This window comes from Ensifer sp. ENS09, from assembly GCF_014852425.1.
Taxonomy (GTDB): domain Bacteria; phylum Pseudomonadota; class Alphaproteobacteria; order Rhizobiales; family Rhizobiaceae; genus Ensifer.
Genome location: NZ_JACVBP010000004.1, coordinates 682807 through 698099, shown reverse-complemented (window position 1 = coordinate 698099; position 15293 = coordinate 682807). Strand labels below are relative to the sequence as shown.

Below are 15293 nucleotides of genomic sequence, written 5' to 3'. Positions count from 1 at the left end.
CCGAACCTCTCAAGGTCTCTCACTCGGCCGCCGCCGACACCCGGTGCGGCGGTTGCCCGCCAGCATCCGCGCGCCGCGTCTTTTCGACCACCAATGGCCGGGTCTTCTGCGACGGCAGGATCTCCTCCTTCGGACCGAAGGCGACCAACCGACCGCCTTGCACCAGGCCGATCATGTCGACCGTCTGCAGCGCGCTCGGGCGATGTGCGACGATGACGACGATGCCGCCGCGCTCGCGCACATTGAGGATCGCCCGGTTGAGCGCTTCCTCGCCTTCGGCATCGAGGTTGGAGTTGGGCTCGTCGAGCACCACGAGAAAAGGGTCTCCATAGAGTGCGCGTGCCAAGGCGATGCGCTGTCTCTGGCCCGCGGACAGGGCGGTTCCATGGGGACCAAGCTCGGTCTGGTAGCCGTTCGGCAGATGCACGATCATCTCGTGAATGCCGGCGGCCTTGGCGGCGCGGATGATCGTCCGCGCATTCGGCGCTTCGGCGAAGCGCGAGATATTGTCGGACACGGTACCATCCATCAGCGCCACGTCCTGCGGCAGGTAGCCGACATGCTGGTTGAACAGCCCCTCCGGCCACTGGCTGAGATCGGCGCCGTCGATGCGCACGGCCCCGCGCAGCACCGGCCAGATGCCGAGTATGGTGCGGGCGAGTGTGGTCTTGCCGCCACCGGACGGGCCGATCAGCCCCACGGCCTGGCCGGCCTTCAGTTCCAGGCTCACCTCGCTCAGAAGCACAGCACCTGTCGAAGGCGCGACCGTCGTCACCTTGTCGAGGCTAAGGCTCTGCTGCGGCGCCGGTAGGTCAAGATTGCCGCTGCGTTCGTCGAGCACGCCGAGCGTCTCGTTGAGGCGGTGAAAGCTGCGGCGGGCGGCAACGACGCCCTTCCACTGCGCGATTGCCAGGTCGACCGGCGCCAGCGCCCGGGCGGTCACGATCGACGAGGCAATGATCGAGCCGGCCGACATCTGTCCGCGGATCGCCAGATAGGCGCCGAGCCCGAGGATCGCCGATTGCAGGATCATGCGCAGCACCTTCGACAGGCCCGACAAGGTGCCGCCGATGTCGGAGGTTTTGGTCTGACAGTCGAGGTGGCGGCGGTTGGCCTTCTCGAAGCGCGCCACGGCCCGGCCGGTCATGCCCATTGCGTGCAGCACGTCGCTGTTGCGGGCATTGCTCTCGGCAATCGAGCTGCGCGCCACCGAGGCCTTGATCGTCGGGCTGGAATGGCGCCGCGTCATGACCTCGGCAATCACCGTCAGCAGCGCCAGAACGAAGGCGCCGCCGAGCGTGAGGTAGCCGAGCATTGGATGCAGCAGCCAGACGAAGGCGAGATAGATCGGGATCCAGGGCAGGTCGAACAGCGCCACCGGTCCCTGGCCGGCGAGAAAGCCGCGCAGCGTGTCGACATCGCGGCCGCGTTCCGTCGCCTCCGCCGTCGAATAGCCGAAGCGCGGCATTTCGATCACCACTTTGTGGGCGAGCGGTGCCAGTTCCGCGTCGAGCCGGGCGCCGAGACGCACCAGGATCTGCGAACGGATGACGTCGAACAGACCCTGGAACAGGTAAAGCCCGACCGCCAGAACGGAGAGCGCCACCAGTGTCGAGATGCTGCCGCTGGTCAGCGCCCGGTCATAGATCTGCAGCATGTAGAAGGCGCCGGTCAGCGCCAGGATGTTGATGATGCCCGATAGACCGAAGAGATAGATGAGGATACCGCGCATGCCGCCAATCTTGTGTTGCGGCTCTTTCTTCTTGCTCATGATGAGAACCCCTTTTGCCCGCCCCGCATTCCATCCCGGCCGGCCTCAGCCGACCGGGATTTTTTGCTTCATGTTCAGGAGACGCCGTTGAAGTCGGCGACCTTGAGGTTGTGGGTGCCGTCGAGCGTCAGGGCGAACTCGGCATCCGGGTCGCCGTCGACGCTGCCGCGGATCACGGTTACGTCCGCACCGTCGCGGGTCTCGTGCGTGACCACGATCTGGCCGGCCCCTGAAAGCGTCGTACCGCTCGAGAGCGTGAAGCTCTGCTTGCCGGCCTGCCCGCTGTTTGCATCGAACGCCGAGAAATCGATCCGGTCACCCGGCGAGAAGCCGTAGATCGTGTCGCCGTCGGCCGCCGCCACCGAGGTAAAGCGGAAGACGTCGTCGCCAAGGCCGCCGTCCATGATGTTGACGGCTGTCGAGGCGGTGATCTCGTCGTGACCCGAACCGGCGATGATGTTCTCGAACCCGTAGATCGTGTCGGTGCCGACCTCGGCCCCCACCACCTGGCCGCGCCCCATGAAGCCGTTGCCGAGATCCACTTTGAGGTTGCCGGTCGCCACCGAATAGTCGAGCGTGTCGACGCCATCGCCACCCCAGTAACTGTCGGAACCGTCGTTGAGCGTGGCAAGCACGGTGTCGTCGCCGTCGCCGGCCCAGACCTTGTCCGCCCCGGCGCCGCCTTCGATGATGTCGTTACCGGCATCGCCGTAGAGAAGATCGTCGCCGCCATTGCCGAACAGCGTGTCGGCACCGGCCCCGCCATGGACCTCATCGTTGCCGGCTCCACCGGAGGCGACGTCATCGCCATCGCCGCCGGATAGCACATCGTCGCCATCCTCGCCGCGCAGCACGTCGTTGCCACCATCGCCCGACAGAATGTCGGAGGCTGCGCCACCGAGCAGGATGTCGGAACCCGCGCCGCCCAACAGCACGTCCGACGCCGAGGTGCCGACCAGGGTGCGGGCTGCAACCGGCAACGGCACGCCGTTGCCATCGCCGGATCCGCCGTCCGTACCACAGCCGTCGTCATCACCGTCGTCGTCCGAGCCACCATCACCGCCGTCATCATCATCATCATCGTCGTCGCCGGCAACGAGGGTCGGCGTATCACCGCCGAAGGTGATGGAATGCCCGCCATTCGAGAGCGTCGTGGTGCCGTCGCCGTTGTCGGTTTCCTCGTAGCTCGCCGGGTCCGCGCCGACAGGGATCTCGATCACGTCCTGGGGACGCAATGCACCGACGATCGTGTCCTTGCCGCCGTTGCTGCGGAAGACGACGCGGTGGGCGGACGACAGGCTCGAAATATCGACCACATCGTTGCCGGCGGACCCTTCGATCGTAATCGTCGAGTAGTTCAGGCTGGTCGTGTCGAAGTTGCCGATGACCTGGATCGTGTCGCCCGCGCTTGCGCCCCCATCCGGTCCGCCATTGTTGTTGTTGTTCGTCACGTTCAGCGTGTTGACGCTGATCTCCTCGATGTTGTCGAGTTCGGCAATCACGCTTTCGGTACCGTTGACCGTGCGGGTGATCACGATCTCCGTCGATGCAAGGAAGGTCGTGTTCAGGCTTGTTGCCAGACCGGCATTCTGCCCGGCGGTAACCGCATAGATGCGGAACAGTTCGGCTGCCTGAACTCCGTTCAGAGTGTAAGTGTCACTGCCGGCGCCGCCATCGATGATGTTGCGTCCCTGGTTGCTGGTTTGGTTGATGTTGTCGTCGCCGCCGCCAGCAAAAATGATGTCGTTGCCCGTGTTTCCGTTCAGCGTGTTGGCGGCATTGTCGCCGACAAGTATGTCGTTGCCGGTCCCGCCGTCGATCGGTCCGCCGGCGTCGCGGACCACATCGACGGTTGCCGTATCGGTTCCCGTACCGCGGTAGGTGAAGGAACCGCCGTTGGTGAGCCCGTTGTCGGTAACCGTGACACCGTTCGGGCCAAGGGTGGCCGCGACGCTGTTCGTTCCTGTGATGGCCGAGATCGCCAAGGGGCTGTCCGGATCGACGTCGTTGGCAAGCAGCGCCCAGCTCGGAATTGTGAACGGGTTGCCGTTTGTCCAGTTCGTCACGATGCGATCGTTATTGGCGATCATGGGGTCGTCCACGGCAACCACGCTGACGGTCGCCGTCGCGGGCTGGCTGTCGCGGATGCCATCGTTCACCGTCACCTCGATCGTCCGGGGCGTCGTGCTCGGATTATCGGAGGAGTTGGAGAAGCGAACCGAGTCCAGCGCGCGTTGGTAATCTGCGGCACTCGCCTGGCCCGTGAGCTGCAGGACGATTTCACCACCAATTATGGCTTGCGTGACCGTGATAGCGGTGGGGCGCCCGTTCGCCGTGGTCGCCGTCAGTACGTCGCCGGCCGCCATGTTCTTCAGGACGACGCGGGCCGAAGCGATCATCTCGTTCGTGGTAATGCCCGACAGGCTGGAGATGCCGACGGCAGCCTGGTTTTCGGTGAACGTGCTGCTCCAATTGTTCGTGCCGTCGTCCACGGGCGTGGTGTATTGAACGTTCACATTGTCGATCAAGACAGACTCGGCGTTGCTGTTCACACCGCTGAAGACAAAGCGGATGGCCGACGAGGCCGAGAAGGGGCCGGCAAGCGTGAGGTTGGCGCTGCCGTCGTTGGCGTTACCGTCGATCGTGCGGATTGTGGTGAAGGTGATGCCGTCGCTCGAATACAGGACCTGGAGGCTTTCGCCGTTGTCGAGGCCGGTTTCGTCGTAGTCGAAACTCAGCGTCGCAGTGCCCGTGCCGACCATGGAAAGATCGACGGTTCGGGTGATCGTCGCGCCCGCCGGTGTCGAGCCGAAACCGGTGTCCTGCCGGAATTCAAGCTGGCCGCCATTGATGCGGATTTCGCCCGTGGTCGCCACGTTGGTCGTGCGATCGCCCGTCTCCGTCCATGACGAAGTCCAGGCCGCCGATCCATTGGAGTTGGCGTAGTTCGCGGAGCCGAAGGCATCGCGATAGTTGCCGCTGTCGAAGGCGTGCAGGTCGAGCGATGGGCCGCGAAGGTCGAGAACCCGGTCGGCAAACTGGATGCGTTCGATGTTGAAGAGGCGGTCCGTCCCCTCCGCTTCGAGATTGCGTCCGGTCACCGGGTCGATCACACCGGCGGTCGGGTCCGTGTGGGCGACCGTCACGCTGCCGTCGGCGTTGAAGGTAACCTCATAGTTCTCGAAGTTGTCGTAATAGACGGCCGTATCGACATCGCCGGCCTTGCCGCCATCGACGATCTCGCGGACGACCTGCAACTGGCTCGGCTTGATCTCGCCCGAAAACAGACGGCTCTGAATGTCGGCGATCGAGTCGACGCTGAAGGCCGACCAGCCCTGGCCTTCACGCGGCGAGACGAGAATGCGTACGTTCAGCCATTTGTCGCCGTCGATGATGTCATTGCCGCCCATGCCGCGGATCGTGTCCGAACCGCCCCCGCCGAGGATGATGTCCGACCCGTCGGACGTATCCATCACGGCGACCTCCTTCGCTCCCGCAGGGTTGATCGGAACGCCGTTCGCATCGAGGTTGTGCGGATTGTAGAGGTCGAAGCGCTGGAGGTGGGCGACAAGCTCGCGCAGGCCCGCGATCCGGTCGACATTCTTTTCGAGCAGCGCGTTCGAGAAGCTCTCGATCGGCGCATCGGCGTCCACCTGGGCGGCGTTGCCGTTTGGATCGTACCCGCCGATGACCACGTCGCGGCCGGTGAGGGTATCGTTGCGATCCCAGCCGGACAGCCCTTCGACCAGATCATAGCGGTCGCGCAGGATGTTGTTCTGCTGGTTGACGAAGATGCTGATGTTCATGTTCGCATCGGCGTCGTAGTTGTTGTTCTTGAACGTGGTCCAGTCGAAGCCGGCCATGCCGTTCGAACGGTTGATGCCGATGCCCTGAACCATGATGTCGTCGCCGGATTCGGCATCGAAATCGGTGTCGTTCTCGCCGGCGATCATCACGTCATGGCCGATGATGCGCGAGTTGAAGAACAGTTCCGAATTGTCGCCCGTGAGCGTCGTCATGTTGCCCTGGGCTTCCATCCAGTCGTCACCCTCGTTGCCGAGAATGGCGCCGCCACCGCCGGTGGGCGCGCGGATGAAGTCGTTGCCCTGGCCGCCGGAAAGCGTCTTCTGATCCTCGCCGCCGGCCAGCACGTCGTTACCGTCGCCGCCAAAGATCAGATCGAGGCCCATGCCGCCGTTGATGACGTCGTCGCCCGCTTCGCCCTTGATGACATCGCTGGCGCCGATGTCGGTACCGCTATCGGTGATGATGTCGTCGCCGTCGCCGCCGTGCAGATGGTCGACGCCGAAGCCGCCCTCGATGCGGTCATCGCCCCCCTCGCCCCAGATCGTGTCGTCGCCGGCACCCCCGATCAGGGTTTCGCCTGTGTTCGTGCCGCCGAGCACCACGTGCTCTTCGCCGGTGAAGCGCAGGTAATTCGTGCCGCGAATAACGAGGGAATCAGTGCCCGTCACCGCGGAGATCACGTCGGCCTCGCGGGTCGGGTCGGCATTGCCGAGCCTATGGTTCCACTGCTTGGTCTGATCCATTGTGATGATGTAGTCGGCCGTCTGGAAGGCCGAGCCATTGATATGGAGGCCGCTGTCCTCGGTGTCGGTGTTGCGGCGGATGAGGTCGGCGAAGCTGTCGGCCTCGAGCTCGTTGAGCAGGTTATGCCCTTGCGTACGGCTCAGGTAGTAGAAGCGGTCGGCGTTCTGGAGGTTCTGGATCTGCAGCTCGAAGACGAAGGTGAAGGTCGAGCCCAGCATGCCGCCGAAGGGCATCAGCGCCTCGGCTAGGCCACCGATCCAGAAGTCCACTTTGTTGAGGCCGGTTTCCCGCGTTGCCCATGCGCCGGTGGAGTTCAGATAGTCCAGTCGCGCCTGGCGCTCCGACGCCGTTTCGCCGGTCGTGCCGAAAACGAGATCCCAGGCAGCATCCCGCTTGGCTTCGGCCGTGGTGGCAGCGACGATCGATTCATGGGTGCCGTAAGCGGCGATGAAATTGACGATCGAAAGCGGGTTCTTAATGTGCAGGGCGAAATCCGCCCAGCTTTCATAGGGCTTGAGGTAGCTGTCGTTCGTCTGTTCGTAGATCTGGCGCCGCGCCTCGTTGAGCGAGGGAATGCCGGTTTCGCGCGCTCGGGTGATGTTGACCGCCGCAAGGTCCAGCGGCAGGCCGACGAGGTTGTTGCGCAACGCGCTGGTCATGAACTCGTCGATTTCGTTGCCGACCTGCTGGGTCATGCCGCGAATGATGGCGCCGGAGGCAGCATGCGCATCGACACCCGCGTTGTTGAACGCCAGCGGGTTCAGGAAGGCTTCGATCAGGCCGAGTTCTTGCGGTGTTGCAGCACCTTGAGCGTTCAGCGTGAGCATCTCGACGTTTTCGGTAAGCATCGAGTGGCCGAAGCGATAAACGACCTGGGCGAATTCTTCGAAGATCGCGCCGTCGAGTTCGACGGAATGGGAGAACACGAAGGCATCGATCTGCGGCGCGACGGCGCGGACGAACTCCTCGAAGACGAGGTGCTGATAGACCATTTCCGTCGAGAAACGCGCCGCCTGGAAGAGACGCTCGCCATCCCAGACAAGGCCTGCGGAACTGGTCGGGAACGTGGTCACGTCGACCAACAGCCACTCGTTGAGCAGCGCCAGGTCTCCTTCGGCCAGCACCGTCGCCTTGATCGCGCTGACCTGGCGGTTGTGCTCGCTGTGGAAGACCGAATGGGTCGCCGTCAGCGCGATGTTCTCGTTGCCGCGGCCATCGCCGACGACGAAGTGGGCGTCGAGCAGTTCGTCGTCATAGGTGACGTTGACGCCGAACGCGTTCGGAAGGATCGTGTTGCCGGCAACGTCGTCGTCGTCCGCAACAACGGCAACGGGCGCGGTTAGCGGGTTCCGGTCGTGATCGACCGGGCCGCTCGGTACGGCGCTATGGGCGATGTCGTTGAGGAAGGCGCGGCCGGCGCTCAGCCCCGTGACCCCATCGAGCGGGTTCGCAAGATTGCCCTCCACAGGTCCGTTGACGGTGATCATCAGCGGCAGGCCGTTGGGTCCGCGAACGAATTCGCCGTAGAGGTCCGTCACCAGGAGCGGCACGCTATGGACGTTCAGGTCGCTAAGCTCGATGCCGAGCAGGTCCCTTGCCTGGTTCTTGATGTCGGCCCAAGTCGGCGGCCCACCGGTGGCGCCCTGCAGCATCTCACCCGTTGCCAGGGGCTTGCCGTCCACCAGCACATACTCGCGCAGGAAGACCTGGTGCGACGGATTGGATGTGTAGACCTGGTTGAGGTCGATCCACGGGGTGGTCTCGTTTTGATGATCGCGGATGTCGTCGGCCGTACCGAGCTGACCGTCAGGACCGGGATCGTTGGTCGCGCGGGTGAGGACCATGAAATTGGTCTGGCTACCCACGACGTAGAGCGGATCGTCCGGCTGCAGCGGAATGATGACGTTGCCGCTGCCCCCCTTCGAGGTCAGGTCAAGGCCGTGGTCGAAGAACTGGCCGAAGATGGTCATGAAGCCGTTGAACGAGGCGGTGTCCCCGAGGTCGGCGGCGACGTTCTTGATGAAGACGTTGTCGCCATCCATCGTCACGCCGTGAGACGAAAGCTCGTCGATGACGGCGGCATCGGCCGCCGCAGCCGCAGCCTCGGCTGCTGCCGTCGCCGCACTTCCGGTCGGGATTGCGTCGCGCACGGCAATCGCATCATTGAGCGCATCCGTCGCGTCCGCCAGATCCCCGGCTGCCACACCCAGGGCAGCGTCCGCGCTCGCGAGTGCCGAAGAGGCGCTTGCCGCAGTGCTCTGGGCACTGTCGACGGCGCTCGCCAGGTTTTGTTGCTCGGCCACCGCGTCCTGCAGGGCGACCACTGCCATCGTGTGCTCGGCCTGCGCCGCCGTCAGGGCTGCCGAGGCGTCTTCCAGATTCTCGACGGACAGATTGTAGGCGATTTCGGCATCTTCCCGGGCATCCACGGCCTCGATGTAGAGCGCGCTGTTTGCCGGCGTTGGATTGTTCTGAAACGCCGTAAGGGCGGCGCTCTCCGCCTGCTCGGCCAAGGCAAGATTGGCAAAGGCGACGTTGCGTGCATCGGTCGCGTTCGCGACCGCCGCCGCAGCAACCTGGCTGGCTGCAAGTGCCGTGGCGGCAGCCGCCTGGGCGCTTACGACCACAGGCGCATGGGCATCGCGCGCCGCGATTGCCGAGGCCAGGGCGGCATTGGCGCTTGCGAGTGCCTGCGCCGCTCCCGACTGTACGACCACGGCCGCGTCATAGGTCGCCTGCGCCGTTGCTTGTGCTGCCTGGGCGTTGGCAACGACGACATTGGCGGCAGCGACCGCGGCAGCGGCATTCGCAGCAGCGGTCGCGACTGCGGCATGCGCCGCCCGTGCGACGGCCTGGAGATCCATGACCGTGCGCACGATGCCGAGGGCTTCCGCCCCCTTGATATCGACGGACGCGAGCGCCCCGGCTATCGCTGCCGGATTGTCCAGCGACTGGTCGGCGACGATGTTGGAGATCAGCCGAGGCTGGCTGTCGTAAACCGTACCCGATGGATCGGCGTAACTCGTCTGTTGTCCGTTGCGCGGGTTGATTTCGGCCGGCGCGTAGTTCGGCGTGAGCAGGCGCACCATCGTCTGGTCCGACGAGCCGAGATGGGTCATGTTCGGCTGGAAGTTGTTGTACGAGCCGTCGACCGTGCGAAGGCCGTATGGAAGGAGCGGGTTGGAAACAAGCTCTGCAAGGGCAGCGCGCGGATCGGCGCCGCCGTCGATGGCCGCCGTATGGGCTTCTGCGATCTTGATCTGCTTCAGGATGAAGTCGAGGTCGTTCCGGTTAAGCTTTACCATTTTTCCCTCCATCGGAGCACCCCGCGGTCGCGGTCGCCCGTTTTCAAACAAAGTTCCACCGTCCAGCGGTGAGGCTGTCCTCCGCGGCGCGCCGGTTGCTTTTCGTGTCTCGTTGGTGAGCCGAATAGGCCTTCTGATGCTCGTATGGTGAGCCTCGGCGCCGACGAAAGAAACGGCGCAAGGTCGGACGAGATTGTCGACGAAGGTTGGAGCGGATTTCGGACTAGTGGACGTGCGCCGATGGCATTGGTCCAATGAAAAACCTGGACTTAGGTCCAGTTCTTCTTTCTCCCGTAGAAATTGACTGGAGTAGCTCTTTCAATTTTTCAGAATAGTGCGATCATCGCGAAAGCGGCTTGGCCGGGGCACTGCATTCCGCGGCACGCAATCCGAGAGGAAACCGCGCAGCGTGACGGAGCATTCAGGGGGTATTTCGCATGAGATCGCCGCGCCAGCGGAGCCGGCGCTAGTGGGCCGCCGTCGGCTGTTGCTGCCGCTACGACAATGGTTTGGCCGGCAGACCCTCTCCATGCAGTTCCTGCTCGCCTGCGGTGTACTGATCTTTCTGGTCGCTGCCGTCTCCGGCTATCTCATTTCTCGCGAAGTGTCTCACAATGCGGCGGTCGATCGCGCAGCCGCGACGGCTCTCTTCATGCAGAGCATTCTCGAACCCGCCGGCAACGACCTTGCCCAGACGGGCCAGCTTTCGCCGGAGCGCCGGCTTCGTCTCGACGAGCTTTTTGCCGAACCGCAATTCAAGGATCGCTTCCCCTACTTCGAGCTCTGGCTTCCGGATGGGTCGGTCGCCTACTCCACGTCCAAGGAACTGATCGGCCGCCGTTTCAATCCGCCGCCGGGGCTTCTGCGCGCACTCAAGGGAGAGGTTGCCGCAGAGTATGCCGACCTGACGGCGAGCGAGCATACGCTGCGCAGCCTGAGCACACGTTATCTGGAAATTTACAGTCCGCTGCGCCGGTCCGATACCGGCGACGTGGTTGCCGTCGCGGAGATACACGAGGACACGGATACCCTGCACTGGGAGATCTTCGAAGTGCGGCTGATGGGCTGGACGGTCGTTGCCGGCGCATCCACCCTCATCATGCTCGGACTGCTCGCGATCGTGCATCGCGGCAGCGCAACGATCGAACGGCAGCGTCTGCGGCTGGAGCAGCGCGCCGAGGAGGCCGAGCGGGTTTCCGAAGAAATCCGCGTCCTGCGTGATCGCGCAAGGATCGCCTCCTTGCGCATGACGGACTCCAACGAACGTCTGACTCGCGGGATTGGCGCGGATCTGCATGATGGTCCCGCGCAGCTTATCGGCTTTGCCATCCTCCAGACGGAGCCCGTCCGCGTCGCCCGGTCCAAGTCCGAGCGTGAGGAGGCGCTGGAGGTGATCTGTGGCACGCTGGAGGAAGCCCTGAAGGAAATTCGCCTGATCGCGCGGTCGTTGCTGCTCCCGGATATCGAGCATCTGGACCTTGACCGGGTGATCGAGCGGGCAGTGAAACTGCACGAGGCGCGAACGGGAACCCGAGTGGCCATCAAGGGTAGCGGCAGCAGTTTGCCGCTCCCGCCGGTTATCAAGACCTGCATCTACCGCTTCGTTCAGGAAGGGCTGAACAACGCCCACCGCCATGCGAACGGCCAGGGCCAGGCGGTGCGCTGTCGCATCGACGGCACCGTTCTGAACCTCAGCGTTCGCGACCATGGCGGCCCTTCAGCCAAGCGCAGCCCCGGCGACAAGCCGGACGGCAGCGGTCTAGGCATTCACGGCCTTCAGCAACGGGTGGAAAGCCTTGGCGGTACGTTAAAGTTCGTGCATCGAGGCGATGGGGCGGAACTGCAGATGACGCTGGATCTCGGGGGAGGAATGCTCGATGGATGAACGATCGTCGGTCATCGTCGTCGACGACCACGCACTCTTTCGCATGGGCGTTCTCCAGGCACTGTCAGCGCACAAGCGCTTTGCCGTCGTCGGCGAAGGAGGTTCGAAAGAGGACGCGCTCCGGCTCGTGGAAAACTTTCTTCCGAACGTGGCATTGCTCGACATCTCCATGCCCGGCAACGGGATAGACGCCGCCCGTGAAATCTCGGCGCGATGGCCAACGACGAAGATCGTGATGCTGACCGTGTCGGAGGAGGACGACGACGTCTTGGAGGCACTCGATGCCGGTGCGGCCGGCTACGTGCTCAAGGGAGCGCCGGCGCTGGACCTGATTACGGCGATCTCGACCGTTGCCGAGGGGCGAGCCTATCTTTCGCCAGCACTTGGCATGCGCCTGTTCGGCGTCATTCGCAATCGGACCGAAGGGCATCGGGTGGAGCGGCTGGTCGACAAGCTGACGCCAAAGGAGGCGATCGTCTTCCGCCTGCTGGGGCGCGGCTGCACCAACCGGACGATCGCCGAGGAGATGAGCGTGCAGATCAAGACGGTGAAATTCCATGTCGGCCGGCTGCTCATCAAGCTCGGCGCCAAGAACCGGGTCGAAGCGGCACTCCTGGCGCAGCGACATCTGAAGCTTTCGGCAAACAGCAAGACGTGAGCCGGAGCGCCGGCAGGGCTGGTGCATGCATCTGGCCGAAACCGCGGACTCGGAAACGAACTCGCTGGCAGGTCACAGGTTCTCCAGCCGCATGATGCCCTGACGCGCGTTGCGATCCTTCAGGCTCAATCGGTGCGCGTTCAGTTGTTGATTTGGCGAATGCCGTTATCGCAAAACCGCGGCGCACGTTTGGGCGACATGCTCTAGTTAATCCGCTCGCCCTCGCCGGCACCCTTCGGGATCACATCCAGCCGCTGAGCCGCCAGCACCACTTCCAGGCGGTTCCTGGCATCGAGCTTCTGCATGAGCACGCTCATGTAGTGCTTCACCGTCTTCTCGCTGATATCGAGACAGCGCGCGATCTCTCGGTTGGTGCTGCCACGCATCAGGTGACGGACGATCTGCTCTTCGCGAAGGCTGAGGCGCTGCTGGGCCTGTTCGCGCCGGCGCATCTCCGCGGTCTTCATCGCCATGATGACCTTGGTGGCAAAGCCTGCCGAAATGAAAGTCTCCCCGTCATAGACCATGCGGATCGCCTGGTGCAGGTCGCTGGCCCTGCTGCCCTTGAGCACATAGCCGGCAACGCCGTAGTTTAGCACCTGGATCGCCGTTTCTATGCTTGAATTTGCCGTGAAAACGATGATGCGCGTGCCCTGGTATTTTCGAGCAATCAACTCAATGGCCGCAACCGCATCCCCCGGCATGCTGAGATCGAGGACCAGCACGCGCGGCGAATGATCTTCGACAATTCTTAAAGCGTCGACAGCGTTCTCACCCTTCGCAACGATCTCCAGATCGCTCTTTGCGGAAAATACGCTGATTAAGCCGTCAAGCAAAATAGGGTGATCATCGACAAATGCCACGGAAATACACATGGAAACCAGCCCGAAATTAGAAACAGTAATAAAATTACATTGCAAAATCGCAGAGAAATTACGCATTCAAATTTATGCAGTTACGAACGAATACATTCGATATCGAATATCAATACATACGAAAATTAAGGCGCCCCGCACAAAGCTTCGCGCATCCTCGTTCATTCGGTACGCGCGGGTTCGAATGACCTCCCCGCCCTCCGATCCTCAAATACTATTACAGAAGAACTCAATTTTAAAGTGCATGCTTAAACATAGGTTAATTTTAGGGGTTTGACGAGCCGCTGAGCGAGAAGTGGCGTCGCCGCGCAAAGCCCCTGTTCGCCGATCGGCACATCTGCGGCCACATGTCGGAACAAATCCGCTTATCAAAGGCCTTGCCGTCGGCAGGACGGTCTATTTCAATGCGCGCTGCCCGATCTCCTTATGGCTCGGATGCCGCCGACATTGGCCGAATGGGTGGTGAAACGTGGAAAACGCGCAAAGGACCTCGCGATGCCCAGAGCCGTCATTGTTGGTGGAACCGGACAGATCGGCCTTGCGACGGCCCGCCGGCTGGTCGGCGAAGCCTGGGATGTGACAGTCGCCAGCCGGCGCGCCACGACGTTGCCGGAAGGCTGCCACCACGTCGAAGTCGACGCTCGGGATGTCGATCGACTGCGCGCCGTCGTTGGTTCGGACACCGATGCACTGCTGTCTTGCGTCGCCTTCGACGCGACCGATGCCGAATGTTTAGCAGAGGCGGGGAAATCCGCCGGTCGCATCGTCGCGATCTCAAGCGCAAGTGTTTATCGAGACCTCGAAGGGCGAACACTGGACGAAGCCGCGGACTGCGGATTTCCGGTTTTCGCCGGACCGTTGACCGAAGAGAGCCCAACTGTTGCCCCCGGGCCGGAGACCTACTCGACGCGAAAAGCGGCGATGGAACAGACACTTCTGGGCCGCGCCGGCTGCCCGGTCACGATCCTGCGCCCCTGCGCCATTCACGGCCCAGAAAGCAGACACGCCCGCGAATGGTGGTTCGTCAAAAGGCTGCTGGACGGCCGAACCGCTATTCCCTTGGCCTATGGTGGCCGGAGCCAGTTCCAGACGACATCCGTGGCCGCCATCGCCAACGCCGTGCTTCAGGCAGCCGATGGACAGTTGCCGCCGATCGCCAATGTTTCCGACGCCGACAGCCCCACCGTTGCGGAAATCGGCCACGCCATCATGAACATTCTGGGTCGGCGGGCAGAGCTTATCGGCTTGCCGGAGGCGCCCGTTTATCCACCTGTTTTTGGTGCGACGCCCTGGTCGATCCCCTCGCCCATGATAGTTGCAGGCACGGCAGACCCGACTGCCACCTACGAACAATCGGTCAAACCCGCCATCCGATGGCTAGTAGAGCATGTCAGGAGCGACAATTGGCAAGAGCGCCTGCCGCAGCTTGCCGCATATCCAAATGAGCATTTCGACTACGAGAGAGACGATCGCGCGCTGCAGCTTCCGGAAGCGATACCGATCGCCTGTTGAACCCGTGGCTTCGGAAACCCCACACGTGCCGAGCCGAAACGCAGATTTGGAACCAACCCCGTGATCTTGGCGGCATGCGTTCCTATATTACGGTTCCGTCTCCGGCGCTGGCCGCGGCCAGTGCGAGACAAAAGCGAAGAAGCGCTCATGAAACAGGTGGAGGATATCTGAATGACCGAGAGAGCTGTTCTGGCCGGCGGTTGCTTCTGGGGAATACAGGATCTGATCCGCAGGCTTCCCGGCGTCACCGGCACCCGCGTGGGCTACACCGGCGGCGATGTGCCCAATGCCACCTATCGCAACCACGGAACCCATGCCGAGGGCATCGAGATATTCTACGATCCGGCGAAGACCTCCTATCGGCGGATTCTGGAACTGTTCTTCCAGATCCACGACCCCACGACGAAAAACCGCCAGGGCAACGACATCGGCACCTCCTATCGTTCGGCGATCTACTATGTCGATGACGAACAGAAGCGCATTGCCGAGGACACCATCGCCGATGTGGAAGCCTCCGGCCTGTGGCCGGGCCAGGTGGTGACGGAGCTCGAACCTGTCGGCGATTTTTGGCAGGCGGAGCCGGAGCACCAGGATTACCTGGAGCGTTATCCCAACGGCTACACCTGCCACTTCCCGCGCCCGAACTGGGTGCTGCCGCGACGGTCCGCAGCGGAGTAACCGACGCCGGTCGAGCACCTGATAGAGCCATGTCCGCATGAAACCGCCAGGGTCTGCG

At 63.0% G+C, this 15293-nt stretch carries 7 protein-coding genes; 4 read left to right on the top strand and 3 right to left on the bottom strand.

Annotated features, from left to right (window positions below):
• Window positions 1-19: 19 nt before the first annotated feature.
• Window positions 20-1771 (bottom strand): type I secretion system permease/ATPase, encoded by a 1752-nt coding sequence (locus IB267_RS23535; protein WP_192449824.1) that lies wholly within the window; start codon window positions 1769-1771, stop codon window positions 20-22.
• Between the two features lie 74 nt (window positions 1772-1845).
• Complete coding sequence (locus tag IB267_RS23530) at window positions 1846-9627, bottom strand: peroxidase family protein (protein WP_192449823.1); 7782 nt, start codon at window positions 9625-9627, stop codon at window positions 1846-1848.
• 409 nt (window positions 9628-10036) lie between these two features.
• On the opposite strand from IB267_RS23530, the gene IB267_RS23525 reads away from it, so the two are divergent.
• The gene (locus IB267_RS23525) at window positions 10037-11512 is read left to right on the top strand and encodes a sensor histidine kinase (protein ID WP_371742614.1); all 1476 of its coding nucleotides are present in this window, start codon (window positions 10037-10039) and stop codon (window positions 11510-11512) included.
• Window positions 11505-12170, top strand: a complete 666-nt coding sequence (locus IB267_RS23520; RefSeq protein ID WP_192449822.1) for a response regulator transcription factor — start codon at window positions 11505-11507, stop codon at window positions 12168-12170. Before IB267_RS23525 ends, IB267_RS23520 begins: the two co-directional genes overlap by 8 nt.
• Before the next feature lie 203 nt (window positions 12171-12373).
• Here the strand turns inward: IB267_RS23520 and IB267_RS23515 are convergent, their stop codons facing one another.
• Window positions 12374-13111, bottom strand: a complete 738-nt coding sequence (locus tag IB267_RS23515) for a response regulator transcription factor (protein ID WP_246764840.1) — start codon at window positions 13109-13111, stop codon at window positions 12374-12376.
• 429 nt (window positions 13112-13540) lie between these two features.
• On the opposite strand from IB267_RS23515, the gene IB267_RS23510 reads away from it, so the two are divergent.
• Together IB267_RS23510 and msrA are read left to right on the top strand one after the other, a co-directional pair.
• Window positions 13541-14557 carry an NAD-dependent epimerase/dehydratase family protein gene (locus IB267_RS23510; protein ID WP_192449821.1) on the top strand — a complete coding sequence of 339 codons (1017 nt, stop codon included), beginning with the start codon at window positions 13541-13543 and terminating at the stop codon, window positions 14555-14557.
• A 171-nt stretch (window positions 14558-14728) separates the two neighbouring features.
• Window positions 14729-15235, top strand: a complete 507-nt coding sequence (gene msrA / locus IB267_RS23505; protein WP_192449820.1) for a peptide-methionine (S)-S-oxide reductase MsrA — start codon at window positions 14729-14731, stop codon at window positions 15233-15235.
• The last annotated feature ends 58 nt before the right edge of the window (window positions 15236-15293 follow it).

Bases quoted from the DNA above. Each gene is read 5' to 3' on its own strand.
- IB267_RS23535 (WP_192449824.1), bottom strand. From the start codon at position 1,771: ATGAGCAAGAAGAAAGAGCCGCAACACAAGATTGGCGGCATGCGCGGT.
- IB267_RS23530 (WP_192449823.1), bottom strand. From the start codon at position 9,627: ATGGTAAAGCTTAACCGGAACGACCTCGACTTCATCCTGAAGCAGATC.
- IB267_RS23520 (WP_192449822.1), top strand. From the start codon at position 11,505: ATGGATGAACGATCGTCGGTCATCGTCGTCGACGACCACGCACTCTTT.
- IB267_RS23515 (WP_246764840.1), bottom strand. From the start codon at position 13,111: ATGCGTAATTTCTCTGCGATTTTGCAATGTAATTTTATTACTGTTTCT.
- IB267_RS23510 (WP_192449821.1), top strand. From the start codon at position 13,541: ATGCCCAGAGCCGTCATTGTTGGTGGAACCGGACAGATCGGCCTTGCG.
- msrA (WP_192449820.1), top strand. From the start codon at position 14,729: ATGACCGAGAGAGCTGTTCTGGCCGGCGGTTGCTTCTGGGGAATACAG.